Origin of the sequence: Halalkalibaculum sp. DA3122 (assembly GCF_043951865.1) — a bacterium.
Taxonomy (GTDB): Bacteria; Bacteroidota; Rhodothermia; order Balneolales; family Balneolaceae; genus JAMQKA01.
Map to the genome: position 1 here is coordinate 25,010 of NZ_JBINJF010000025.1, position 24,774 is coordinate 49,783.

The following is a 24,774-nucleotide window of genomic DNA, read 5'->3' on the forward strand; positions in this document are numbered from 1 at the left end:
GATTGACGTCGAGACTTGAACAACATTCGGGATTGATTCATATTTCTAACTCCTTCCACATCAACAGTAACAGAACATGGTGTTTTTAGAAACAATTGACTGGTTCATTATTGCGCTCTACATGGTTTTTTCGCTGGCCATCGGACTCTACGTAGCCAGGCAGGCCGGCAAAAATTCTACCGAGTTTTTTGCAGCCGGTAAAAATATGCCCTGGTGGCTGCTGGGCGTATCGATGGTTGCCACCACCTTTTCGACCGACACCCCGAATTTGGTTGCAAATATTGTACGTACTGATGGGGTTTCGGGGAACTGGGTATGGTGGGCGTTCCTGCTGACCGGTATGCTGACGGTGTTTGTGTATGCCAACCTGTGGAAACGGTCGGGCGTGCTGACTGATGTGGAGTTTTATGAACTCCGGTACAGTGGAAAAATGGCGGCTTTCCTGCGGGGTTTCCGTTCTGTTTACCTGGGATTTATTTTTAACGTAGTGGTGATGGCAACGGTATCGCTGGCGGCTATTAAAATAAGCGGCGTGTTGATGGGGCTTACCCCGCTGCAGACGGTTGTAATTGCAGGAATAGTGACGGTGCTGTACAGTTCGCTCGGGGGACTGAAAGGAGTCTTGCTTACCGACTTTTTCCAGTTTTTCCTGGCCATCGGCGGAAGTTTGATTGCGGCCTATGTAGCGCTCCAGCATCCCCAGGTTGGAGGGCTGGAGGGGCTGCTCTCACACAAAGAAGTGGTATCCCAGCTTAATATTCTGCCCGATTTTTCCGATCCCTCGCAGGCGATGGGCATCTTTATTATTCCATTGCTTATTCAGTGGTGGAGTGTCTATTACCCGGGTGCCGAACCGGGCGGCGGCGGGTACATAGCCCAGCGGATGTTTGCTGCAAAAAACGAGAATAATTCAATAGCCGCGGTCTTCTTTTTTAATGCCGCCCATTTTGCCCTGCGTCCCTGGCCGTGGATTATTGTGGGATTGTGCTCCATTATCGTATTCCCGGATATCGCATCCCTGAAAGAGGCTTTCCCGAACGCTTCCAGCGTGGCCGGAGATGATATGGGATATCCTGCCATGTTAACTTTTATTCCCACCGGGTGGCTTGGGCTGGTCGTGGCGTCGCTCACGGCCGCATACATGTCTACGATTTCAACGCACCTGAACTGGGGATCCTCGTACCTGGTCAATGATTTTTACAAGCGGTTTGTGCGGCCAGGAAGTTCGGAAAAGGAACTGGTAACCGTGGGACGAATCTCAACCGTTGTACTGATGATCGTTGCCGGTGCGCTGGCCCTGCTCCTGCGCGATGCCCTCGACAGTTTCCAGATAATCCTGCAGATCGGTGCGGGTACGGGGCTGCTGTTTATCATGCGCTGGTTTTGGTGGCGGATCAACGCCGGCAGCGAAATCGCCGCCATGTTTATTTCGTTTGCCGTGGCGATGTATTTCCAGTTTGCGCATGTTTATACCGGTCTGCCTGAGCTTACCAGCTGGCAGGAGCTGATCGTCGGGATCGTCATTACCACCATCGGATGGGTTTCTGTAACATTCCTGACGCGCCCGACAGATGAGGAGACGCTGGTGAATTTCTGTAAAATTGCCCGGCCCGGCGGACCCGGCTGGAAAAGGGTGGTCAACAAGGCCAAAGCAGAGGGCAAAGATGTGGAACCGCTCGAAGATGAAGCATGGCGGGTACCTCAGGGAATGCTCTGCATGGTATTGGGCTGTATCGCCGTTTATGGGGCGCTGTTTGCAACGGGGTATTGGATCTACGGCCGTTGGATGCTGGCAGGGATTATTACCGTGGTGGCCATTGCAGCCAGTGGATTTTTGTATAAAGCATGGAGAAAACTGATTGAAATCCGGCCGGAAGACCAGGAGCTCTACAGCGGGTAGCGTACCGGCGAAACAGTGGAATCCAATGTCTGTCAAAATAATGTAACGTGAGTTCTATTCGATATGACTTCCTGTTTTGTAATTGTTTCTAAACTTCCCGGGACAGGTCCTTAATCTCCCCTTCAGGGGAGCGCCGCCAAAGGCGGGAGGGGTGTTATTCTCTATGTCAGACCTGCACCTCCCGACCCAATCGCGTGGCTCTCGCGATTGGCCCACCCTCCTCAAGGAGGGACTGGTTTTTTGCCATTTCAAGGCAAACAGGCATTCTGGTTGAGATCATTATGCCGAGTTCAGGTTAATGTTACCAAAAAATGCAGATTATGAATATTCTCTTTTCCAACATGGTGTTCGGTTTTTTGATTCTTATGCTTACGGGTGTCAGCGAGAGCAAAGCCCAGACGAATGTTTCAGTGATGACCTACAACATTCGCTACGATAATCCGGACGACGGGAACAACCGGTGGGACCTCCGCAAAGCGGAGCTGCTGAACCAGGTCAAATTCTTCGATCCCGATTTCCTGGGTACCCAGGAAGCGCTTGTTCACCAGGTGGAATATATGGACCGGGAACTGGCCGGGATGGATTACATCGGCATCGGGCGTGCCCAGGGGGGAGAGAGTGACGAGTATTCCGCCATCTTTTACGATACCGGACAATACGAGCTTATAGCAGAATCCGACAGCACGATATGGCTTTCTGAAACCCCGGGACAGGTGAGTACGGGGTGGGATGCGGCGCTTCCACGCATCATGACGTGGGGTAAGTTCCGGGACAGGTCGACCGGTTCCGAACTGTACGTGTTTAATACGCATTTTGACCACCGCGGGGAGCAGGCCCGGGCGGAGAGTGCGAAGCTGATCCTGCAAATTATTGATAAAATTGCCGGTGACGACCCGGTGGTTTTGACCGGGGATTTCAATGTTGAACCGGGCAGCCGGCCCTACAGCACGCTCACCAGTTCTTCTCTGCGGGATGCCTGGCAGCACAGCACCATTCCCGCAGTGGGACCCGATTTTACCTACTCCGGGTGGGAGGTCGCCGAATCGCTGGATAACCAGGGGCGCCGTATCGATTACGTATTTGTGAATGACGGAGTGGAAGTTCGAAGTATTTCAGCGCTTACCACGTTTCGGGACGGCCGCTTTCTGTCAGATCATCTGGCGGTGTTCAGCGTGCTTGAACTGCGGTAATTCAGTTATAAAGAATAAAGTGACCTGTTGTGAAGTCTTTTTCCTCCCCAATTTTGCTTTTGGTATTGATGGCCCTGCTGCCTGTAGCTGGAATCGGCCAGTCAGCGGATACGATTAAAGTGATGACCTACAACATCTATCACGGGGAAGATCCGGAAAATCCCGGCAGCAGCAATATCGAGGATGTCGCCATGCTGATCCGCAACGAACGCCCCGATTTTGTAGCGTTGCAGGAAGTGGACAGCCTCACCGGCCGGTCGGCCAGACTGAATAACGGGGTGCCACAAAATCTCGTGGAAAAACTGGCTGATCTGACCGGAATGCACGGCTATTTCGGCAAGGCAATCAATTTTGACGGTGGCGGATATGGCGAGGGAATATTGACCCCGCACCCGGTTTCGGTAGAGAAAGTGATGCTCCCGATACCCAAAGGGGGAGAGAAAAGGGCACTGCTGGTCGCCCGGACAGAGCTTGATGAGGGAGGAGAACTGCTGTTTGCAGGGACGCATCTCTGTCACCAGTACCCGGAGAACAGGGCGGCACAGATGCAGAAGATAAATGAGTTTTTTAGCGGTGCGGATATTCCCGTGATCCTGGGGGGAGATCTGAATTTTACGCCTGGATCGGATCCCTATAACATACTGCGTGATCAATGGATTGACATGGCTCAAAATGTCGGGCTGCCGGAAGCTACGTATCCGTATGGGGATCCCGAAAAACGTATCGACTACCTGCTGGTGCATGCAGCCATGCGCGATGTCGTGGAAGTGGTGGATCTTAGGGTGCTGGGGGTCGGCTACTCAGATCACCTCCCGGTCGTTGCCACGCTGAAGATTTACAATTAAAATGCAGAAGGTTTGTCCCGACATTGCTGAACGCAATGTCATTTGCGTAAAAAGTTATATTTTTATTTCAATAAGAACCTTGTTTAATTCTTTTAATACAGAGTATTTTTTTGCACGCTTTTCAGGAAAAGGATGGGCGCCGGATGTGCAAAAGATCTGGCGTGAGGTAAATGCTTAAATAAATGGAATAGATGGTATGGAAAAGAAGGGACAAAGTCGTCGGGAATTTCTGTCAAATGTAACCTTGGGCACGCTTGGGACAATCGGCGCAGGAGGACTACTGAGCAGCTGCGCGGGTAGCCGGGCTGTGCAGAAGGGCGGGGAGAGTACTGCGATTTCACTGGCACCGCAGGCCCCGGACGGACCGGTCCTGAAAGCCGGTTTGGTGGGGTGTGGCGGTCGTGGTGGCGGTGCAGCCATTAACTTCCATGACGCAGGACCCAACCTTGAAATTGTGGCCCTGGGGGATGTCTTCAGGGATCAGCTGGACCAGTGCCGCTCGCATCTGAAGGCGGCGAGGGGAATTGAAGTTGCCGATAAAAACTGCTTTGTCGGCTTTGACAGCTACAAAAAGGTAATCGATTCCGGCGTCGATGTGGTGTTGCTTGCCACACCGCCCCATTTCCGCCCCCGGCACGTGAAAGCGGCCATTGATGCCGGCAAACATGTGTTCCAGGAAAAGCCGGTGGCCATCGATCCTGCGGGAGCCCGCTTGATGATGGAGACGACCCGGAAAGCGAAAGCAAACAACCTCTGCATGGTCAGCGGTACCATTCGTCGATACCAGAAAGATTATATTGAGACCCGGCGGAGAGTCGCCCGGGGAGCGATAGGCGAAGTCGTAGGGGCGAATATCATACGGAACGGGGGAGCGCTCTGGTGGGTCGAACGCCGGCCGGAATGGTCTGACATGGAGTATATGCTGCGAAACTGGGGGAACTTCACTTGGCTTTCGGGAGACCATTATGTTGAGATGTTTATCCATGAGCTGGATGTAATGAGCTGGTATATGGGCGGCCACCCGGTTAAAGCGGTCGGGTATGGGGGGCGTCACCAGCGGGTGTCGGGCGATCAGTTCGATCATTTTAGCGTCAGCTATGAGTACCAGAATGGGAAAAAAGTGCACTGTGCCACCCGGCAGATCAATGGATGCGACAACGGGAAAGAGCAGTATATTACCGGTACCCGCGGTCGTGTCGATGCCAGTGGAACGATTTATAACCACGACGGGGAGGTGACCTGGAAGTATCCATACCCGGAGGAAGAGGATGTCCATTCCAAATGGAGTGTGAAGGATCCCTACGTCCAGGAACATATTGAGCTGGTGACGGCTATCCGGAACGGTGACTACATTAATGATTCGGAAGAACAGATAAAGTCGGCCCGAATTGCCATCATGGGGCGGATGGCGGCCTATACCGGCCGGGAAATTACGTGGGAGGAAGTTCTCGAGTCGGAATCGCGGCTGGGACCTGAGACATATGAACTGGGCCCGGTCCCCGAGATCACCGAGGAGCCACCGATTGTGGGTACATCTCCGGCCCCCACCAACAGGTATGACTACGCAAGTGCAAATTCTTAATCCTGAATAATAAATATTGATATGAACAGAAGGGAATTTACCGGGCAGATGTTGCTGGGAGCGTTCGCTGCAACCACGGCGGGCAAGGGAATACGGCAATTTCAGCCGCAGGGGGAGAGAGATTCTGATTTGGGATTCCGGCCGCTGTTCAACGGCACCGATTTGAGCGGTTTTGTGGATGTTAATACCTCTGAAGAAACCTGGTGGGTGGAAGATGGATTGCTAAAATGTACGGGAGAGCCGATCGGCGTGATACGTACAGAGAGACAGTACGAGAATTTTATCCTGGACATCGAATGGCGCCATATGGAACCCGGCGGGAATTCCGGCTTTTTTGTCTGGGCTGACGGCACCCCGTTTGAGGACAATCCCTTCCCCAGGGGCATGGAGATACAGATGCTGGATCCCCAGTGGCCGGTCATCCATGAGAGGCCTTCGGAGTATGCCCACGGTCACCTGTTTCCGGTCATGGGACTCGAGGGGGCCATTCCTGACAATCCCTCGGAAGCAGTTCCCGGCCGAAGTTATGCGCTGGAGGAGCGGGTCCGCGAGGCGGGAGAATGGAACAGGTACCTGGTCGTATGCATTGACGGCGCGATTAAACTGGCTGTAAATGGAAAGTTTGTCAACGGAATACGATCCACAAAGCGTAAGAAGGGGTACATCTGTCCGGAGTCGGAAGGGTCAGAGATCCATTTCAGGAAGATCGATATCCTGGAACTGCCCGGTGGCGTGTTAACAGAGGATCAGCAGGCCCCGGTCGTAGAACATTCGTGAACCCCGGGCCCCGACTCCTGCATTCAGTCAAAAGAGTGTTCTGGCTTATTAAGACCTTTTCAGAACCTGCTATTTTATTGGGAGATGGTTGTACCACCGACCTTGGTGACCTTTTAAACGGGAGTACAACTTCCTCAGAACGAGGAAGTGAGGGTTTTTCAAAACCCTCCTTATTATGATTTTTGTTGCTTTTCCTTTTCTGAGAGCACCCAGTCTGCGAACATAAATTCAAGGGCGGCCGCCTCGTATCCCTGCCAGTGGGCAATCATCTGCTGAAACTCCTCTTCCGTAACCGAATCCGGATCTCCGCCATAGCTCAGGATAATCCATTTGCGGAGGCCTTTTTCTTCGCCCGATTTCTTGTTGCTGGGGAAGGCCGCATCTGTGCGGTTGCGGAACAGCATCAGCTGCTGGGCCGAGGTGGGACCGATGCCGCGCACCTCTTTAATGGTCTCGTAAAATTGCCGCGGATCACACTCTTCCAGGTAATCCAAATCGATCTCTCCGGAAAGGATATCCTCCGCCATGCCGATGATAAACTCCCCTTTCCGCTTGGTGGGTCCCAGCTTGCGGATGCTCATCGGGTCGGCTTTCACCAGCTGATGGGGCCGCGGCCAGGCGGGAATGTTCTTGCCGTTGTGGACCAGCGTGGTGCCGTATTTTTCGCGGACATCGTGCACCATCCGCTTGGCGGTAGGTTTGTGGGAGAGGCGCATCTCAATGATTCGGTTTACCGCATCCTCAAAAAGATTGGCGCGGGCCATGCGTTTTAACCCGTACAGGTCGGTGAGCTTGGGGCTCAGTACGGGGTCGTCTTCAATCCGGTCATACAGGGGACGCAGATCTAGCCCGGTGCCAAAAATGCGGGCCAGGCTTTTGTTGGCCAGCTCGATCTCCTGTTTGCTCAGCGATTCCGGGCTTTGACAGTGAAACTCGGGATTCTCTACATCCCCATTAAAAAAAGCGGTGACGATGATGTCGCGGTCGCCCGCGGGGATGGGGCGGGTGAAGCCGTCCTCAAAAACTGTTTCGGGATCATGTTCGTGATCAAAATACTGCTCAATGTCCAGGCAGAGAAACCAGTCGTGCGGGGGTGTTGAGGGAAGCGTCCAGCTGCTCATAACAAAAGGGCAAAGATTACAAGTTGATGCAGATTATCCAATGTAACTCCGGATGGTGAAGTCTAACCGAAGTGCGGCTCACTTGCAATTTTTGTTGTCATTTCTAAATTGGGATATATCAGGGAGAGAAAATTTCTATTTACTCAGCCGTTTGGAGAAAAAATTACCGATTCAACGCAGGAAGCTATGTCTGTGGGACTATTTCCCCTTCTCCTAGCAGACAAACCAATTTCTTGGTGCGAAATGCAGGCTAACTTCCTTAAAAAGAACTATGCCCTTGACAAAGAACTTTTAAAGGGTGGGAAAGAGTGAATTTTCAGTTTAGGCTAAAACAATTTTTAAGGCTGATGGGCTATGGGCAGGACCACTAAAATATGAGTGCCCCTGTTCGGGGCGGAGGAGATCTCGACCGTGCCATTCAGCTGTTCCACGCGGTAATGGAGGTTCCGCAGACCGATCCCCTGATCAGCATGATAACCGGCCGGTAATCCCACCCCGTCATCTTCGATGGTTAACACGAGTTTATCCCCGTGATTAATCAGTTGAATGTCTGCCTGATCTGCCTGGCTGTGCTTTTCTATGTTGTTGATGCCCTCCTGAACCAACCGGTATACATTCGTGGAAACCTCGGTCGATAGTTTTTCCGGCAGGTCCAGTATCTGCAGGTGGTACTGAATGGAGCTGTTTGTGTCCGATTCCCGAACCAATTGCTGTATATTCTGTTCCAGTGTGGTAAGCTGCAGCCCGGGAGGTGATAATTGGTGCGAAATAGATCGTACATCTGTAATAATTTGCTGTATCCGCCCGGCCAGACCATTGCTGGAGCCGCGCTCAACCAGGTGTTTGAGATGAGTGAGGCGCGACCCTACTGCATCGTGCAGATCTCTGGCAATGCGGTGGCGCTCTTTATCAACCCCATCCACAAATGCCTGCAGCTTCTCGTTCTGCAGCTTGTTGATGCGCGAACGGAACTCCGCCTGCTCGCGATCCAGTTGGCGGACCTGCCAGCCCATCCCTACCGAAAGAATAATAATTTCGAAAAAAAAGCCGATTTGAAGCGGCGTTAAGGGATATACCACCCGGGGAACCAGCCCAAATTGAGCAATTGCTTTATAGACTGCACTCAGAAGCATGGCTGAAAAAGCCGCCAGGTAGAAGCGCGCAGGAATACGGTTAACCCCAAGCTGAATAACCCCGTGGTACAGCAAAAACAGCAGGCACAATAGAATGATCAGGTTTTTGGTACTAAGGGCCAGGATACCGTCAACATTACCCAGCAGAAACCAGGTGGTGAACACCACAAAGTGCAGAAGGGCAAGGCCCAGAAGTATATTGAATCCCCTGTGGTACGAAGGCAGCGTACGACCGGTAGAAAAGTAATGCTGGGTAAACGGAATAAAGGTAAACAGGAAGCCGTAGGTCAGCACCATGCGAGCGTAGTTCGGGATGGTAGCGGATCCGGGGTAGATAAACTGGTGGGCCAGGCCGGTGTCGGCCAGGATGTACAAGCCGATGGTTAAAATATAGAGCAGATACCACAGGTACACCTGCTTGCGAGAAAAGGCAAAGATACAACCGGTCGCTATTATAACCAGCAGTAAAATTCCGAAATAGCCCCCGTACACGGTATATTGAACCTGCTGCTGGCGGCTGAAATCGGCCTGTTCCCACAACCGCAGGTTAAAGTTGAGGGACGAGTGCTGCTTGTAGAGCATCACCAGCAGGTCGAGCTGCGACCGGCCGGTAAAATCTATCGGTAGTGCAGGGTTGTAGTGAGATAGCGATCGAACGTGGTGCGGCACCCGGTCTCCGGATTGCTCGATTTTGATCCAGTCTCCGGTTCCCGGCGACCGGATATACAGTGTGATATAATCGATATGGGGATTTTCAACCTCCAAAATCCACTGCTGGTAAGCGGACAGGTTCTCAAGTTGTAACCCCACCCAATACCGGTGATCGGTAAAGCCGAAATCGTTAAAATGGGTAGTGCCGGATTGTTGGATCTTTTCCCAGGCTTGACCGGGAGACAGGTTTTGTTCGGTATGAAAGATGGCCGCCGAATCGGTGATCTGCTGGCCGGAGGCCGCCCCGGCAAGCGGGAGCGAGGGTAACTGCTGGGCCGGTATGCTTCCCGCGGCCATGAGCCATATTACCAGGCTTCCCCATATCGACCGGTTAGACCAACCCATGCGTGTGAGCAAAATGTATTAATTGTTTAACGCCGTCGATATCAAGCTTTTTATAGATATTGCGACGGTGTGTATCCACCGTGTGTTTACTGATATGGAGGATCTCGGCGACTTCCCGGGCCGACTTTCCACTGGCGGTGTATGCAATAATCTCCTTTTCCCGGGGTGTGAGTTGAAGCGTACCGCTGAAGCCGTCGGTTTGCAGCGATTGGCGGATACCGGGACTCACATAAAAGGTGTCGTGTTCAATAGATTTTAGCGCCTGCAGCAGTTCATTGCGCCCGAAATCCTTCAGCATGTAGCCGTTGCCCCCCAGTGTCTCAATCTGATCCAGAATGAATGCGTCTTTATGCATCGTAAGTACTAGAATCGGCAATTCGGGGTGCCGGCTTCGTATTTTCTTCATCAGGCCAAGACCGTTGACATCAGGGAGATTGAGGTCCAGTATCAACAGGTCGGGCAGGTGGTGCTGCAGATACTGCAGGCACTTTTTCCCAGTCTTGACAGTCTGGAGCTTCAGCCGCCCGTATTTTCCAGATAAAATATGCCCGATGCCTTCCGCCACAATCGGGTGATCATCGCAAATGCAGATGGTTCGTTCCATGAGATCAGTCCGATAGCCTGTAGTTTTTACAACGCCAACGCTGGTTTTAAATCGCAGGGTAAATTACCTGCAGTGCCGACGAATAATTATCCAAATATTTAAAAAAATCAGGGTTTTGGAAAGAATTTTATGGTGAAGATGCGATGGTCGTTCAAAAGTAACGTCTACGTAAAAATACTCACTTCTGATTATTGACGGTCTTGCATGTCTCATATATACTGCGGGTGTTGAACCGGTTATGTTCGATACAATCAATAGAGATATGTATTCCTATTCCCTGTTACTTGAGCGCTTTTTATAACCTTGTAATATCAACTACAGCGGGAAGAAGTTTTTGCAACGATGGACCTTGAAAACCGATAGCGAACATGGATAGTGACGGTTTCAGGAAGGTGTTGTGATCTGTATCGGTGGTAATGCCACTATACCCGCTCTATTGCGCGCTGCCGCGACAGGATGACGATTTCAGCTGCTTATTTAGGGGACGGGGTTATCAATGCCAGGATATAATATGGAATGAGTCGCTCAAGACGGCTTCATCTGCAAACAGTAACGGTGCCTTCGGTAACACTTACAGAAAACCGTGAGGCAACTATACCGCTGCATCCCGGCTGGAATATCATCTCCAATCCGCTCGATATTGATGTGTCATGGAGTGCTGTTGAACAGGCAAACGGGGTAGACTTGCAACCGATATGGGGCTTTGAAGGCAGCTTTAGCGAGTCTGCTGCATTTGCGTCTGCCAAAAGTGGCCGGGCCTTTTATTTTTTGAATGATCAGCAGCTGGAAACTCTTGTCATTCCCTACCAAATCGCGACCGAAAAGCAGAAATCAGTATCGGAACCGGAACTCCATATTACTCTAGAGCTGGAGATAGAGGGGGAGGTGGTCTCGAAAAGTGGCATTACATTTATTGATCACGCACGAGAAAAGGCGGATGTAGTCGCACCGCCAGGTACTTTTGAACAAGGATCCCTGCGATTTGTGCGCAGTGCCCTCGACGAGGACTCAAGCCGGAACGACGCGCTTGCACGGAAGTATCACAGGCATGATCCGGTGGGGCAACAGTTTTCCCTGGTACTAAACGCGGTGGATGGTGAACCGGTAGTCGTCCGGTTGCGTGAAAATAAAGAAATTCCCAATGCAGACGTAGCCTTGGTCAATCCTGCCACGGGAAGGCAATACAGCCTGGATGCAACTGAAATCGAAATTACGTTGACGCCTGAATCAGCAGTCACTGACATGGTGTTGCTGGTGGGTGACGAGCAGTACCTTGAGCGGCAAAAGTCGGAATATCTGCCCCAAACGGTGGATATACAACCGAATTACCCGAACCCTTTTAATCCGACGACGACGTTGCAGTTCGCCCTGCCGGAGCAGGCGAAAGTTCGGCTGAGAGTCTATGATGTGTTGGGACGCCGGGTGGCAACCCTCGTCAACGAAGTGCGGGAGGCTGGAGTACATTCAGTGGATTTTGACGCGAGCCGTCATTCGAGTGGGCTATATTTTGCGGTCTTCGAGATCGGGACGCGCCGATTTACCCAAAAAATGATGCTTATTAAGTAGTCAGGCTTGAGTCGTGGGTCTTGAGTCATGAGTTGTGAGATATTAACAGGTGAGAAATTTTAAAATGGAACAGGAGCTATTATGAAGATTCAAGCACTGTTAACTGCAATACTAATATTGGGGCTGCTGGCCGGTTGCGGCGGCAGCCCGTCAGATTCGGGCGGTGATGGCAATAATGACGGGGTGGACGATCCGCCGGACCAGACCGAAGACACCACGCCGCCGTCGGCTCCCGGAAGTGTGGAGGGAACTTCCGGGGGTCAGGTGGTGGAGCTGACCTGGAGTCCCAACTCCGAGGATGACCTGGACGGCTACAACCTGTACCGTTCAGAAAGTAATTTTTCGGATGTTTCGGGCCTCGATCCAGTCAACGGGTCACCGCTAACGCAAACTTCATTTAAGGATGAGGACCTGCAAAACGGCACCACCTATTACTACCGGCTGACAGCCGTCGACGAGGCGGGCAACCAGAGTGATCCTTCGGCACAGGTTGAGTCACCCCGTTTTCGGATCCGCCGGACCGGCCGTAGTAACCTAGTCACGGGGCTCGATCCGGGAAGAAAAGACGTATAGGGTCGAAGAGTAGATGAGCCAGAGACTAAAATTCGAAATACGCAATACGCAGTACGCCATACGGATTCAATCTCCACTGTAATAGAACGATGGGTTTACCGACTGCTTCAGCCGGTCCCGTTCAATTTTTTGCTGATACAGCCGCTCCACATCTTTGAGCGTATCCGCATCTTTCGGGCTCATATCCCACCGGATCGCCTTGAAGCGCGGCAGCCGCAGCGTGTAATTAGCCTTGGTGCGTTTATTTACCTGGATATCGTCAAACTCCAGCTCCACCACAATTTCAGGAATCAGGCCGAGCGTGGGACCGTACTTTTCCACCGTCAAATCTTTGATCCGTTCGTTCAGCCGCTTCATCTCCTCATCCGTATACCCGCCGTACGCCTTGCCGATCGGGATGAACTCCTCCTCGTATCGCTCATCCTCCTTCACGCTGATGCCCAGCGTAAAATCGGAGTAGTATCCGCCGCGCTTGCCGCTTCCGGCGTGGGCGTACATCAGCACCGTATCGAGCGTGCCGCCCGGTTTTTTAACCTTGAGCCACGATTTGCGCCGCTGCCCGTACTCGTAGGTGCTGTCTTTCTTTTTGAGCATGAGTCCTTCGTTGCCGTGGGCCAGCGCCCGTTCAAACAGCTCATCCACATGTTCGTGGTTATCTACTTCAAACTGGTTGGTGATCGGCAGGTTTTGGGATTCGGCCAGTTCCCGGAGGCAGGCCCGCCGTTCCATCAGCGAGAAGTCAAAAATTGGCCGGTCCTCCAGGTATAGCAGGTCATAGGCGATGAATAGTACCGGATACTTCTCCATTATTTTTTTACCCGGTTTTTTTCGTCCCATCCGCTTTTGCAGGAGCTGGAAGGGCAGTATTTCATCATTTTTGAACACACATATTTCACCGTCCAGTACGATATCCGGCAGACCGCGCCTGGCAAAAAACTGGACGATTTCCGGGAAGGAGTGCGTGACATCGTTGAGGTCGCGGGAGTAGAGTTCCACTTTTTGTCCGCTTATATGGGCCTGTGCGCGCATGCCGTCGAATTTTTCTTCGGCGATGTAGCCTTCCAGGCTCTCCACGGCGCGGCTTTCGATCGGGGAGGCCAGCATGAACGAGAGCGGGTGAAACAGCTTGAAGTTGGCCTCATCCAGGCTGTTATTTTTGCTGAGCGTCGCCGTGCGACCGATGCTGCCGGTGATCATGTGGGCGTACCGGACTGCTTCCAACGTTTTGTCAAACGCTTCGGCGATGGCAGAGGTCACGCTGCGAGATTCAAACCCGATCCGCAGCGAACCCTGGCTCATGATCCGGATGTAGTACTTGATCTCCACCGGCGTCATCTGTTTCCACATTCCGCGCAGAATATCCTGTTTGTCCTGGCGGGAAGAAACCCGGTACAACTCCTCGTAGCTTTCCTGGATCTGCAGCAATGTCAGCTGTTGGGGGTCCCGCTTCTCCCGCGCCAGATCGATGTTCTGCATCAGTTTTTCGATCGCCTCCGATGAGCTGCCCAGCGCCGTGCGGCAGGGCTTGAATACTTTTTCGTAGTCTATATCGCAAAACTCAGCCGCACAGGTGGAATAGGTGCGGCTGCCCACCGAAGCCCGCCTGCCGGAGATTGACGAAAAGGCTCCTTCTCCCAGGAATTGGGCTGCCAGGTTCAGATCCTCATCCTGTTCAATAGATCGGAAATAATCCGCACAGATCGCAATCTTGGAGTTGGTACTGCGTGTCTCCGCAATACGCTGTGCGGTTTCTGCCAGTTGTTGGAAAGAGTTACTCATTTTTAAAGTCTGGATTATACAGCTTGAAATACAAGTGGTCGAGAATTCAAATCAACGCTCTGTCATCCTTCGATTCCGCTTAGCTCCAATCAGATGACGTACCTTTGTTCTTAAACGCTTTACTTCGGGTTTTAACTTAACTTGAGTTATATAGCTTCCAGCTTTAACATTGTTTCTTAATTTCTTGGGGCAGGCCTTTAATCTCCCCTTGAGGGGAGCCCCGCCGAAGGCGGGAGGGGTGTTATTCTATGTTGGACCTGCACCTCCCGACCTAATCGCGAACCCCACGCGATTAGCCCACCCTCCTCAAGGAGGGACTGTTTTCTTGCCATTTCAAGGCAAACAGGCATTCTGGTTGAGATCACTATGTAGAACTCAGGTTAACTTAATCATCCGTTTCAGCTTCCAGGTCGAGAAATCGGGAGTCTATATCGTATTTATCAAGGTAGTGCCGCACCACGCTGGCGTTGGGGGTGTGGGTGATTAAAACCTGTTTGGGATCCAGGGTCTTGCAGAGGTTGATCAGCTCAAAGAAGTCAAGGTGATCGGAGAGCGGAATCAGCTCATCGACCGTGAGCTGGGTACGCGTGGCCTCCCGCGCAGCCCATCCCGAGCAATAGGCAATTCTCTTTTTACTTACATTTGAGGCAAAGCCGTTATTCAGTGCTGAGGTGGTGGTAATCAGGATGTTACCTTCACAGGTCTCACGATCGTAGCTTTCATACCGTCCCAGGTCGATCCCCGCCTCCTCATACACCGAACAGAGTTTGTATCCCGCACCGTGAATCTGCACGGTATGATCCAGCGGCGCCAGCATATGCATGACCTCCTGCGCCTTGCCGAGGTTGTACGCCAGGAATACCGGTGTGTAGCCCTCATCCAGGGTTGTGCGTGCAAAATTTCGAACCTGCCCGGTCAGTTCCTCCACCGAACTCCACCGATACACCGGGAGGCTGAAAGTAGCTTCCGTGATGAAATAATCCACGTTCTCAGGCAGCTCAAATCCCTCAGTGGCGGGAGAGGGCGGCGTGCGGTAATCCCCCGTATAAAGTACATTGCCCAGATCACTTTCCACATACGTCATGGCCGAACCCAGGATATGTCCTGCAGGATAAAATGTGATGCATGCGTCCTCGGTTTCTACCGGTTCCCCAAAATCCAGCGTGGTTGCCTCACCGGAGTAGCCGCGTTTCTTCATCAGCTTGTAGGTGTTCGGGGTGCAGTACACCGACTCCTTCCGGTTTCGCGGCATGTGGTCGGAATGGGCATGCGATATAAAGATGTGATCCACCTCCGGCGTGCTGAAATCAAACCCGATGTTCAGCTCCGGCAACAAAATTCCGTGATATCCGGCTTTCGTTATTTGCATAGATTCTTTTGGAAGTCCCCCATTTATTCAACAGTCTCTTAGACGTTAGACGTAAAGCGTTGTCAAGTGTCGAGAGACAAGTACGGCTGCAATTACTCATTACCTGTTACTCGTTACTACGTGTCAAGTGCTAAAATCTTCATGTAGCTGAGAAGTAGAATAACAACGGCTGCTGACACCATACCGACACCCAGCCAGCGAACAGCTGTCGATACCGTGGATGGGTTTTCCCTAATGACCATGCGGAGTTGCGGCCAGCGCACCAGTTGTGCTCCCGCCAGGTACACCATCAACAAACTCCAAACCGAGAACAGAAGTTCGGTAAGCGAAAACGGGACAAACGAAAGTACCAGGCAGGGCAGGGTAAACAGCAGCCAGTATTTCAGTATGGATCGGAGGAGAGGCGGCGTATCTTTTTTCTCTGCTCGTTGAACCAGGTGATGTTTAAATTTGGAAGGTGTAACGGCCAGCCACCCGCCGCAGACCAGCATCAACATTCCAAACACGCTGTAATAAAGTGTGAACCATTTTATGGAGAAATCTTCCGGGATCATTCTTCGGCGGGTATTTCTTCAACGGGAAGGGAATTCTCATCTTCTTTGGGAAACAGCAGGGAAGCGATGACGGAAGCGATCAGCGTAAGTGCGACGAAACCCAAGGCCCAGGGAGTAGGGATGTGGTAGAAGTCGGCAATCAGCATTTTGATCCCCACAAAAACAAGGATCATGGAGAGGCCGTAGTGCAGGTAGTGAAATAGTTTCATGACGCCGGCCAGGGCAAAATAAAGAGCCCTCAGCCCGAGGATGGCAAAAGCGTTGGAGCTGTAGATAATAAACTCGTCGGTGGTAATGGCCAGGATCGCGGGGATGGAGTCGAGGGCAAAAACCACATCAGTCGTTTCAATAACGATAAGGACCACAAACATCGGCGTGGCGATGCGCCGTCCCATCTTTTTAATGAAAAAGTTGGAACCGTGGTAGCTTTTGGTGATCGGAATAAATCGCCGCACCAGCTTCAGTACCGGGTTTTTCTCGGGGTGAACTTCCTTGTCCTTTTCCAGCGCCAGCTTGATACCGGTAAAGACGAGAAATCCCCCGAATACGTAGATAATCCAGTGGAACCGTTCCAGCAGCGCCACACCGGTAAAGATAAACAGGAGCCGCATGACCAGTGCACCGAAAATACCCCAGAAAAGCACTTTATGCTGGTACTTGGCGGGTACCTTGAAGTAGGTGAATACCAGCAGGAATACAAAAATATTGTCGACACTCAGCGATTTTTCGATCAGGTAGCCGGTGTAATAGTCCAGCGCGGTGCTACCACCCATATAGTAATATACACCAATGCCAAACAACAGGGCCTGGACAATCCAAACTCCGGTCCATATCAGCGCTTCCTTGATGCTTTCCTCGTGCTCTTTGCCGTGGAATACCACGAGGTCTACAATCAACATCGCTACAATAAATGCGTTGAATACGATCCAGAGGGTTAAGCTGTGTTCCACTTGTTAAATTTATTGAGCATTCTGTTGTCAAAAATAAACACCAAAGGTAGGGATAAAAGCGTGAAGTGAAAAGTCAGAAGTGAGATGGCAGAAGTGAGACGGCAGGAGTGAGATGTGAGACGTTCTTACGAGAAAGGTTAAAAAAGTTAATTATTCTTTTACAAATATCTGAGAGTAGAAAACAACGTCTCACGTCTGCCATCTCACGTTTCACGTCTCACTTCTCACGTCTGCCTATTCAACAACAACGCCCTCTTCCGCTTTCCTGAGTTCTTCGGGAACGCAGGATCTTATTTCATCAGCAAATGCCTCGATAATATTGTTTTTGAGGAATTCCCGGCTGTAGGCCAGGCGGACTTTGCGGCGGGGCACCGGGTCCTTAAAATAGCGCAGGTGGGCTGTGGCACACTGCTGGTTGATCTGGTTGATCGCCAGGTAGGGCAGCAGCGTCATGCCGAAATCCTGCTCCACCAGCTGCTTCAGGGTTTCCAGGTTGCCGCTTTCAAACTCGATATTGAGATCTTTCGATGCCTCGCGGCGATGTTTTTTGCACAGCTTCATCGTCTGGTCGCGGAAGCAGTGCCCCTCGTTCAGCAGCCACAGGTTGCTCGCTTCAAGATCGTCAATAGTCAGGTGTTCCTCCTTCGAAAGGGGGTGGTCTCCTGAAACGTAACCCACGAACGGCTCGTAGTAAAGATCCACTTCATGCACAAAACTCTGCTCGACAGGTGTAGCTATAATAGCCACATCCAGCTGATCCTGCTCCAGCAGCTCCAGCAGTTCGTTAGTGACCATCTCTTCAAAAATGAGCTTCACTTTTGGGTATTTTTCCGTAAAGCTCCTCAGGAAAAGGGGCAGCAAATAGGGGGCGACCGTGGGAATAATGCCGATTCGAAATTCCCCTTTTAGTTCCTCGTCGTTGATTAAGGCCAGGTCTTCAATGCGCTTGGACTGCTTGAGCATCTCTTTGGCCTGCTCGATGATGCGCTCCCCGATCTCGGTCGGGACAACCGGCGACTTGGATCGATCAAAAATGGTGACCCCCAGCTCCTCTTCCAGCTTGTGAATCTGCATGCTCAGCGTGGGCTGGGTGACGTAGGTTTTCTCAGCAGCGGTGGCAAAGTGGCGGTACCGGTCTACGGCAACAATGTACGAGAGTTGAGTTAATGTCATGAAACGAAAATCATATTTCCGAGGTGTTTCTGCAAAGAAGTATACTAACTTTTGGGGATCTTTTGGAATCCATTTTGAATGGTATACATTTGAGTGGAATGGATGGAATGAAATCAGTAATCAAAAAACCGAACATTCTGATGAAGCGAGCACATATTTTTATCGAAGGCCGCGTGCAAGGGGTCGGATTTCGCCATTTTACCAAAACCAATGCCCGTCAGCTTGGAGTCAACGGCTGGGTGAAAAACCTGCCGGACGGGCGGGTGGAGGCGGTGTTTGAGGGAGAGGCCCCCCCGGTTAAAAAGATGGTTGAACGGGTAAAAGAGGGTCCGCGTGCCAGCAGTGTCTCCAATGTAGAGGTAGAATGGGAAACGCCCAGCCGGGAATTCAGCAACTTCCGGGTCACATATTGACCGGCCCGAACCTCTCTAAAGGGATGGGGCATAACCGGCCTTGTTGGTTGGTGACCGTTAAAAAGTGATTAAAACTAAACTCCACACCCCGTAATTATGCGTCTGTTTATTGCCATAGATTTACCGGATTGGGTCGCCGCGCGGCTTTCGGAATTGCAGGACCACGGCCTGGATATTCGGTGGACCACTCCAGAGACGATGCATCTGACCCTGCGGTTTGTCGGGGATATGGAGGATACAGCTGAACGGGAACAGTTGATAGAGAACCTTTACGAGATCCGGGTTCCGGCGTTTGAAATGTCGATTAACGAGCTCGGATATTTTCCGCCGCGTAAACATCCGAAAATTATTTGGGCGGGTATACAGGAAAACAGGACCCTTCTGAATCTACAGGAAATGGTGGAACAGGCTTGTCGAACGGCAGGAGTTGAGCCGGAGGACCGAACATTTATTCCCCATGTCACGATTGGCAGGGTTGGCGGCGAGTCAAGGAAAGAGGTGCATTCCTTTTTTAACAGGAACAAAAAGATTCAAATCGAGGGCATACCTGTGGATAAATTTATACTGTATCAGAGCAAGCTGCGACCGGAGGGAGCGCAGCATATTCCCGTAGAATATTTTGCCCTGAGAAACAATGACGAGGCATGAAGATGTTAACCACACTTTTTTGGACATTGGCAGCCCTCGCAGCAGGATATCTGCTGATTTTTCTGCTACTCTACCTTTTCCAGTCGTACCTGATTTTTCATCCTGTTTCCGACCTTCCCTATACGCCCGAATTTATGGGACTGAAATATGAAGATGTTACCTTTGAGAGTGAAGACGGTGTGAGGCTCCACGGGTGGTACGTTCCGCATGAAAATTCGCGGGGAACGGTCCTTTTTCAACATGGAAATGCAGGCAACATTTCCGGTCGGCTGGAAACCATAGAGCTGCTTAATCGAATCGGGCTGAATGTGTTTATTTATGACTACCGGGGATATGGACAAAGCGAGGGAGCGCCCTCGGAAACAGGAGCCTATAAAGATGCGATGGCCGCCTGGCGGTACCTTACGGAAGAACGGGACATACCGGCAGATGAAATTATCCTGATGGGGCGCTCACTGGGCGGAGCTATCACGGGCTGGCTGGCCAACCGGGTTACGCCGGTCGCCGTTATCCTGGAATCCACATTTATCTCGGCTCCCGACCTGGCCGCCGATTTGTACCCGATATTTCCCACCCGCATGATGGTGAAATATGACTTCCCCAATAAACGGTATATCAGGAATATTCAGGTACCAATACTGGTTGCCCACAGCACGGAAGATGACCTCATTCCCTACTCTCACGGCCGCCGCCTGTTTGAGCTTGCCAACGAGCCCAAAACGTTTTTTACAATGCAGGGCGACCACGGAAACGGGTTCCTGGAGACCGGGAGCGCCTACATACGGGCGATTGATAATTTTATAAGCGGAGTACTGGAAACGAAGCGAATCAAAAACAAGCAAAAAGAGCAGTAGAAATAATGGATATTTACAGCGAGGAAATCACCATCAATTCGGAAGGATTTTCGGAAATTACAAATATAACGGAGAAGGTGGCCTCGGTATCTGACCATTCAAAATTTGGGGAGGGGCTCGTCCACATATTCCCGATCGGCTCCACGGCCTCCATCTCCACTATCGAGTTTGAGCCGGCCCTGGTACAGGATATGAAGGACAAACTGGAGGAGTTTGCGTCCCGCGACCAGACGACCCGCCACGGAGAGACCTGGGGCGATGACAACGGTTTTTCGCACATGCGCGCCACCATGATGGGACCGGGCATCACCGTGCCGCTGCACAACGGCGGGCTGGTACTGGGCACCTGGCAGCAGATCGTCATTTTTAACCATGACAACCACAGGCGCGACCGCCGCATTTTTGTGCAGGTCATCGGGAAGGAGTGAATTTAGAATGTGATCTTAATTCGATCAATGGGCATCCAAATTTTAAAAATTGAATCCTTTAATCTTTCCTCATCCTCTGGTAAATTGGCTGGGGTAACAACGTAACGCATCCTCCAAAAACAGACGATTATGCCCGACTTTTCACACCTTCATTCGCACACGCAATTCAGCATGCTGGATGGGGCGGCCAGTATCTCCAACATGATCAAGAAGGCTAAAAACACCGGTATGCCGGCCGCGGCGATCACCGACCACGGCAACATGTTCGGGGTGCCGGAGTTTGTAAATGAGGCCCAAAAGCAGGGTGTAAAGCCGATCATCGGGTGTGAGTTTTATGTGACGCCTTCAGGCATGGACGACCGCAAAGACCGCACGCGCTACCACCAGGTATTGTTGGCCAAAAATATGGCCGGCTATAAAAACCTGATGAAACTATGCTCACTCGGCTATGTTGACGGCCTCTACTACAAGCCGCGTATCGACAAGGAAACCCTGGCCGAACACGCCGAGGGACTGATCGCCACCACCTGCTGTATCGCCAGTGAAATCAACCAGACGATCATCAATAAAAGTGAGGCGGAGGCCAAGCGCATTTTTGAGTGGTATCTGAACCTGTTTGGGGATGATTACTACGTGGAACTGCAGCGCCACGGGCTGGAAGATCAGAAACGCTGCAACGAAGTGCTGAAAAAATGGGCCCGGGAGTACAAGGTGAAAATGATCGCCACCAACGATTCCCATTACATCGAAAAAGAGGACTCCGAGGCCCACGACGTGCTGCTGGCCCTGCAGACCAATGCCGACATCGACGATCCCAACCGGTTCCGGTTTACTGACGATCACAACAACCTGAATCCGGAATTTTACATGAAGACGCCGGATGAGATGCGGGAGCTGTTCAACGACGTGCCGGAGGCGATCGACAATACCAACGAGATCGTCGAAAAGGTGGACAATATCGATCTCAGTTCTGAACTGCTGCTGCCTCACTACAGTATCCCGGATGAGTACGATTCGATGGACGCCTACCTGCGGGAGCTCACCTACAGTGGGGCAAAAAAGCGATACGGTGAGATTACCCAGGATGTGAGCGAGCGGATCGACCAGGAGCTGGGGATCATTAAAAACATGGGCTTTACCGGCTATTTTCTAATTGTACAGGATTTTACCTCCGAGGCACGCAACCGGGGGGTATTCGTCGGACCGGGCCGGGGATCGGCAGCGGGCTCGGTTGTGGCTTACTGCCTGGGTATCATCAACATCGATCCGCTGAAGTATGACCTGCTGTTCGAGCGGTTTCTCAACCCGGAGCGGGTGAGTCCCCCGGATATCGATATCGATTTTGACGATTCCGGGCGACAGGAAGTGATCGACTATGTAGTGGAGGAGTACGGGCGCGAAAATGTGGCGCAGATTGTAACCTATGGCACCATGAAGGCCAAGACGGCGATTCGGGATGTAGGCCGCGTGCTGGGGGTGCCACTGCAGGAGGTTAACCAGATCTCCAAGATGTTCCCCGACAAACCGGGCCTCGATACGTTCGACAAGGTGCTGGACCCGAGTCGCAACCCGGAATCGGCCAAAGACCTGCAGCAGTTGTTTGAACATTCTGATCCCCAGATTGCCAAGATGATGCGCTATGCCCGCACGCTGGAGGGCTCGGCGCGGCAGACCGGCATCCACGCGGCGGGCGTGATTATAGCCCCGGGAGAGATCAGCGAGTACGTGCCGGTGGCGCTCTCCAAGGAAAAAGAGATGATCACCCAGTACGATGGTCCCTGGGCCGAGGATTGCGGCCTTCTGAAAATGGATTTCCTGGGACTTAAAACGCTCTCCATTCTCAAAACCTCCATCAAGTACGTAGAGGAAAATTACGGGAAAACCTACGACCTGGATGAGATCCCTTTTGACAATGAAAAAACCTTCGAACTCTACCAGAAGGGCCAGACCATCGGCACCTTCCAGTTTGAGTCGGACGGCATGCGCAAGTATCTCAAGCAGCTTAAACCGACATCGCTGGACGACCTGATCGCCATGAACGCGCTCTACCGCCCGGGCCCAATGCAGTTTATCCCGGAATATATCGACCGCAAACACGGCCGCAAAGAGGTGGAATATCCCCATCCCGATCTTAAGGAGATCCTGGAGCCGACCTATGGTATTATGATCTACCAGGAGCAGATTATGAAAGCGGCCCAGAAGATGGCCAACTATTCGCTGGGCGATGCCGACCTGCTGCGTCGTGCCATGGGGAAGAAGAAGAAAAAGGTGATGGAGGAGCAGGAGGAGATCTTTGTAAACCGGGCCATTGAAAACGGGGTGGAAAAGGGCAAGGCCAAAGAGATTTTTGACATGATGGCCGAGTTTGCCAACTACGGCTTCAATAAATCGCACTCGGCAGCGTACTCGGTTGTGGCCTACCAGACCGCCTACTTCAAGGCTAACTACCCGGCCGAGTATATGGCCGCGGTCCTCAGCCACAATATGGGCGATATCGACAAGGTCTCCAAGTTTATCGAGGAGTGTTACAAGATGGGCATACGGGTCGATCCGCCCAATGTGAATACCGGGGAGGGCAAGTTCGTAGCCCGCGACGGCCATATTCAGTACGGCATGGAGGCGATCAAGGGCGTTGGCTCCAACGCCGTGGAGGAACTGGTGGAGGAGCGGAAAGAGAACGGGGCGTTCGAATCCATTTTCGATTTCACCAAGCGGATGGATCTCCGGGTCTGCAACAAGCGCACGCTGGAGAGCCTGGCACAGGCGGGGGCCTTCGATAGCTTTAACAAGAATCGCCGCCAGTTGATCGAAAACCTGGATATTATCGTAACCTATGCGCACCGAATGCAGGAGCTGGAAGACTCCAACCAGTCCGATCTTTTTGGAGATGGCGGCGGCTCGGCCACGGTCATTGAGGAACCGGCCCTGCAAGAGGTCGAACCGTGGTCCAATATTGAACGGCTGAACAAGGAACGGGAGCTGATCGGTTTCTACCTGAGCGGGCATCCGCTGAACAAGTTCAGAGAAGATATCGATATTTTCTGCTCCCATACGCTGGCGCCGGATGAGCTGGAACAACTGAACGATCGCACCGAAGTGCGGGTGGCCGGAATTATTACCGAGGTAAAACGTGTTACCGACAAGCGCGGCCGCCCGTTTGCCTTTGTCCAGATGGAGGACCTGTACGGCACGGTGGAGGTTATCACCTTTAACGATGTCTATGACAGTCACTTGGGTATGATTCAGGTTGATACGCTGGTGGTCGTAGATGGCCATATCGACACGCGAAACGGACCCACGAAAATTATCGCAAGCTCACTTGAACGGATAGAAAGCATGCGCGAAAAGTACCAGGACCAGATTGAACTGCAGCTGGATATCGATACTTCCTCGATCACGGAAGAAGAGCTCCGAAAAATGGCTGAGCTCTTTGCCGGCCACAAGGGGGAGACCAATATCCAGTTTAACGTGTTGAGCCGGGAGGCCAAACGCCCATTTGTGATGCATTCCAGAAAATTTGTTGTTGATCCCACCCAGGAACTGCTGGGTGAGCTCAAGGGACTGATTGGGGAAGATGCCGTGGCGCTTAAGAGGACAAACGGGGCTTCATAGGGGGGATGGTTGAAGGTTGCAAGTTAAATGTTGAAGGTTTGTTTTTAAGTGGTTGGTGGGCCGTTAACCAGTAACCTTGTCCTTCAACCTGTAACCTTGAATCTTCAACTTTGAACTTACAACCTTAATCGGTAAGATAAGTTTTTGTAATACCGTCTATAGTAAGAAATGATAAGCATTAAAGAATTTTATCTTGCATATTTGCGTTTGCAGTTGTGAGATGAACGAAAATTACAATCGAAGAAGATAATTTGTTATGAGTAAAGCAGTAAAGTTTACAGACGATTCCTTCCAGGAAGATGTTCTCGAATCTGAAAAACCGGTGTTAGTCGATTTTTGGGCCGAATGGTGTGGTCCCTGTAAAATGGTCGGTCCGGTAGTAGACGAGATGGCCGGAGAATATGAAGGAAAAGCAAAAATCGGCAAGGTTAATGTTGATGAAAATCCCGAGATTTCGACCAAGTACGGTATCCGGAGCATACCCTCGCTGCTGATTTTCAAAGATGGCGAAGTGGTAGATCAAATTGTGGGAGCAGTACCGAAGTCACAGCTTAAAAAGCAGCTTGAAGCACAGCTGGCGTAAGTTGAAGTAATGAATGCTTAAGTAGTTTCAGCCCGGAGATCGAACTCCGGGCTTTTTATTTTGT

21 protein-coding genes are annotated in these 24,774 nt (G+C 51.6%); 13 read left to right on the plus strand and 8 right to left on the minus strand.

Annotated elements, in window-relative coordinates; translation table 11 throughout:
* The first annotated feature begins 76 nt into the window (after positions 1 to 76).
* The 5 genes from ACG2F4_RS14625 (at position 77) to ACG2F4_RS14645 (ending at position 6,294) form a co-directional block, all read left to right on the plus strand.
* A complete protein-coding gene (locus ACG2F4_RS14625; RefSeq protein WP_395261625.1) occupies positions 77 to 1,900 on the plus strand; it encodes a sodium:solute symporter family protein in 1,824 nt (607 codons plus the stop codon).
* A gap of 320 nt (positions 1,901 to 2,220) precedes the next feature.
* Complete coding sequence (locus ACG2F4_RS14630; protein ID WP_395261626.1) at positions 2,221 to 3,090, plus strand: endonuclease/exonuclease/phosphatase family protein; 870 nt, start codon at positions 2,221 to 2,223, stop codon at positions 3,088 to 3,090.
* 29 nt (positions 3,091 to 3,119) lie between these two features.
* Entirely contained in the window at positions 3,120 to 3,935 is an 816-nt protein-coding gene (locus ACG2F4_RS14635; protein WP_395261627.1) for an endonuclease/exonuclease/phosphatase family protein, read from the plus strand.
* 196 nt (positions 3,936 to 4,131) lie between these two features.
* The gene (locus ACG2F4_RS14640) at positions 4,132 to 5,517 is read left to right on the plus strand and encodes a Gfo/Idh/MocA family protein (protein WP_395261628.1); all 1,386 of its coding nucleotides are present in this window, start codon (positions 4,132 to 4,134) and stop codon (positions 5,515 to 5,517) included.
* A 21-nt stretch (positions 5,518 to 5,538) separates the two neighbouring features.
* A complete protein-coding gene (locus tag ACG2F4_RS14645) occupies positions 5,539 to 6,294 on the plus strand; it encodes a DUF1080 domain-containing protein (protein WP_395261629.1) in 756 nt (251 codons plus the stop codon).
* Between the two features lie 173 nt (positions 6,295 to 6,467).
* On the opposite strand, the gene ACG2F4_RS14650 is transcribed toward ACG2F4_RS14645, so the two are convergent.
* The 3 genes from ACG2F4_RS14650 to ACG2F4_RS14660 form a co-directional block, all read right to left on the minus strand.
* A complete protein-coding gene (locus tag ACG2F4_RS14650; protein ID WP_395261630.1) occupies positions 6,468 to 7,415 on the minus strand; it encodes a DNA-3-methyladenine glycosylase family protein in 948 nt (315 codons plus the stop codon).
* A gap of 338 nt (positions 7,416 to 7,753) precedes the next feature.
* Entirely contained in the window at positions 7,754 to 9,604 is a 1,851-nt protein-coding gene (locus ACG2F4_RS14655) for a 7TM diverse intracellular signaling domain-containing protein (RefSeq protein ID WP_395261631.1), read from the minus strand.
* Positions 9,591 to 10,208, minus strand: a complete 618-nt coding sequence (locus ACG2F4_RS14660) for a response regulator (RefSeq protein ID WP_395261632.1) — start codon at positions 10,206 to 10,208, stop codon at positions 9,591 to 9,593. The genes ACG2F4_RS14655 and ACG2F4_RS14660 overlap by 14 nt, the downstream gene beginning before the upstream one ends.
* Before the next feature lie 516 nt (positions 10,209 to 10,724).
* Between ACG2F4_RS14660 and ACG2F4_RS14665 the strand changes: the two genes are divergently transcribed.
* Positions 10,725 to 11,774: a T9SS type A sorting domain-containing protein gene (locus tag ACG2F4_RS14665; protein ID WP_395261633.1), complete on the plus strand. Its 1,050-nt coding sequence runs from the start codon at positions 10,725 to 10,727 to the stop codon at positions 11,772 to 11,774.
* Positions 11,775 to 11,855: 81 nt separating this feature from the next.
* Positions 11,856 to 12,347, plus strand: a complete 492-nt coding sequence (locus ACG2F4_RS14670; RefSeq protein WP_395261634.1) for a fibronectin type III domain-containing protein — start codon at positions 11,856 to 11,858, stop codon at positions 12,345 to 12,347.
* Positions 12,348 to 12,413: 66 nt separating this feature from the next.
* On the opposite strand, the gene ACG2F4_RS14675 is transcribed toward ACG2F4_RS14670, so the two are convergent.
* From ACG2F4_RS14675 to ACG2F4_RS14695, 5 genes are all read right to left on the minus strand, one after another.
* Positions 12,414 to 14,126: an ATP-dependent DNA ligase gene (locus tag ACG2F4_RS14675; RefSeq protein ID WP_395261635.1), complete on the minus strand. Its 1,713-nt coding sequence runs from the start codon at positions 14,124 to 14,126 to the stop codon at positions 12,414 to 12,416.
* Between the two features lie 385 nt (positions 14,127 to 14,511).
* Positions 14,512 to 15,495: a hypothetical protein gene (locus ACG2F4_RS14680; RefSeq protein WP_395261636.1), complete on the minus strand. Its 984-nt coding sequence runs from the start codon at positions 15,493 to 15,495 to the stop codon at positions 14,512 to 14,514.
* A 116-nt stretch (positions 15,496 to 15,611) separates the two neighbouring features.
* The gene (locus tag ACG2F4_RS14685; RefSeq protein WP_395261637.1) at positions 15,612 to 16,049 is read right to left on the minus strand and encodes a hypothetical protein; all 438 of its coding nucleotides are present in this window, start codon (positions 16,047 to 16,049) and stop codon (positions 15,612 to 15,614) included.
* A complete protein-coding gene (locus tag ACG2F4_RS14690; protein WP_395261638.1) occupies positions 16,046 to 16,999 on the minus strand; it encodes a TerC family protein in 954 nt (317 codons plus the stop codon). The genes ACG2F4_RS14685 and ACG2F4_RS14690 overlap by 4 nt, the downstream gene beginning before the upstream one ends.
* A gap of 234 nt (positions 17,000 to 17,233) precedes the next feature.
* Positions 17,234 to 18,172 (minus strand): hydrogen peroxide-inducible genes activator, encoded by a 939-nt coding sequence (locus ACG2F4_RS14695; RefSeq protein WP_395261639.1) that lies wholly within the window; start codon positions 18,170 to 18,172, stop codon positions 17,234 to 17,236.
* Positions 18,173 to 18,312: 140 nt separating this feature from the next.
* Between ACG2F4_RS14695 and ACG2F4_RS14700 the strand changes: the two genes are divergently transcribed.
* The 6 genes from ACG2F4_RS14700 to trxA all read left to right on the plus strand — a co-directional run bounded on the left by ACG2F4_RS14700 (position 18,313) and on the right by trxA (position 24,710).
* The gene (locus ACG2F4_RS14700; RefSeq protein WP_395261640.1) at positions 18,313 to 18,585 is read left to right on the plus strand and encodes an acylphosphatase; all 273 of its coding nucleotides are present in this window, start codon (positions 18,313 to 18,315) and stop codon (positions 18,583 to 18,585) included.
* Positions 18,586 to 18,681: 96 nt separating this feature from the next.
* Entirely contained in the window at positions 18,682 to 19,233 is a 552-nt protein-coding gene (gene thpR, locus ACG2F4_RS14705; RefSeq protein WP_395261641.1) for an RNA 2',3'-cyclic phosphodiesterase, read from the plus strand.
* Positions 19,230 to 20,087: an alpha/beta hydrolase gene (locus ACG2F4_RS14710; RefSeq protein ID WP_395261642.1), complete on the plus strand. Its 858-nt coding sequence runs from the start codon at positions 19,230 to 19,232 to the stop codon at positions 20,085 to 20,087. Before thpR ends, ACG2F4_RS14710 begins: the two co-directional genes overlap by 4 nt.
* Positions 20,088 to 20,092: 5 nt before the next feature.
* Entirely contained in the window at positions 20,093 to 20,515 is a 423-nt protein-coding gene (locus ACG2F4_RS14715) for a secondary thiamine-phosphate synthase enzyme YjbQ (protein WP_395261643.1), read from the plus strand.
* A 129-nt stretch (positions 20,516 to 20,644) separates the two neighbouring features.
* On the plus strand, positions 20,645 to 24,127 hold the full coding sequence (gene dnaE / locus ACG2F4_RS14720) for a DNA polymerase III subunit alpha (protein ID WP_395261644.1): 3,483 nt from the start codon (positions 20,645 to 20,647) through the stop codon (positions 24,125 to 24,127).
* A 256-nt stretch (positions 24,128 to 24,383) separates the two neighbouring features.
* The gene (trxA, locus tag ACG2F4_RS14725; protein WP_395261645.1) at positions 24,384 to 24,710 is read left to right on the plus strand and encodes a thioredoxin TrxA; all 327 of its coding nucleotides are present in this window, start codon (positions 24,384 to 24,386) and stop codon (positions 24,708 to 24,710) included.
* Positions 24,711 to 24,774 lie beyond the last annotated feature (64 nt).

Coding starts and splice junctions, on each gene's coding strand:
- ACG2F4_RS14685 (WP_395261637.1), bottom strand. CDS start 16,049: ATGATCCCGGAAGATTTCTCCATAAAATGGTTCACACTTTATTACAGC.
- ACG2F4_RS14675 (WP_395261635.1), bottom strand. CDS start 14,126: ATGAGTAACTCTTTCCAACAACTGGCAGAAACCGCACAGCGTATTGCG.
- ACG2F4_RS14710 (WP_395261642.1), top strand. CDS start 19,230: ATGAAGATGTTAACCACACTTTTTTGGACATTGGCAGCCCTCGCAGCA.
- ACG2F4_RS14715 (WP_395261643.1), top strand. CDS start 20,093: ATGGATATTTACAGCGAGGAAATCACCATCAATTCGGAAGGATTTTCG.
- ACG2F4_RS14660 (WP_395261632.1), bottom strand. CDS start 10,208: ATGGAACGAACCATCTGCATTTGCGATGATCACCCGATTGTGGCGGAA.
- trxA (WP_395261645.1), top strand. CDS start 24,384: ATGAGTAAAGCAGTAAAGTTTACAGACGATTCCTTCCAGGAAGATGTT.
- ACG2F4_RS14695 (WP_395261639.1), bottom strand. CDS start 18,172: ATGACATTAACTCAACTCTCGTACATTGTTGCCGTAGACCGGTACCGC.
- thpR (WP_395261641.1), top strand. CDS start 18,682: ATGCGTCTGTTTATTGCCATAGATTTACCGGATTGGGTCGCCGCGCGG.
- ACG2F4_RS14655 (WP_395261631.1), bottom strand. CDS start 9,604: ATGGGTTGGTCTAACCGGTCGATATGGGGAAGCCTGGTAATATGGCTC.
- ACG2F4_RS14650 (WP_395261630.1), bottom strand. CDS start 7,415: ATGAGCAGCTGGACGCTTCCCTCAACACCCCCGCACGACTGGTTTCTC.
- ACG2F4_RS14665 (WP_395261633.1), top strand. CDS start 10,725: ATGAGTCGCTCAAGACGGCTTCATCTGCAAACAGTAACGGTGCCTTCG.
- ACG2F4_RS14640 (WP_395261628.1), top strand. CDS start 4,132: ATGGAAAAGAAGGGACAAAGTCGTCGGGAATTTCTGTCAAATGTAACC.
- ACG2F4_RS14700 (WP_395261640.1), top strand. CDS start 18,313: ATGAAGCGAGCACATATTTTTATCGAAGGCCGCGTGCAAGGGGTCGGA.
- ACG2F4_RS14680 (WP_395261636.1), bottom strand. CDS start 15,495: ATGCAAATAACGAAAGCCGGATATCACGGAATTTTGTTGCCGGAGCTG.
- ACG2F4_RS14670 (WP_395261634.1), top strand. CDS start 11,856: ATGAAGATTCAAGCACTGTTAACTGCAATACTAATATTGGGGCTGCTG.
- dnaE (WP_395261644.1), top strand. CDS start 20,645: ATGCCCGACTTTTCACACCTTCATTCGCACACGCAATTCAGCATGCTG.
- ACG2F4_RS14630 (WP_395261626.1), top strand. CDS start 2,221: ATGAATATTCTCTTTTCCAACATGGTGTTCGGTTTTTTGATTCTTATG.
- ACG2F4_RS14625 (WP_395261625.1), top strand. CDS start 77: ATGGTGTTTTTAGAAACAATTGACTGGTTCATTATTGCGCTCTACATG.
- ACG2F4_RS14645 (WP_395261629.1), top strand. CDS start 5,539: ATGAACAGAAGGGAATTTACCGGGCAGATGTTGCTGGGAGCGTTCGCT.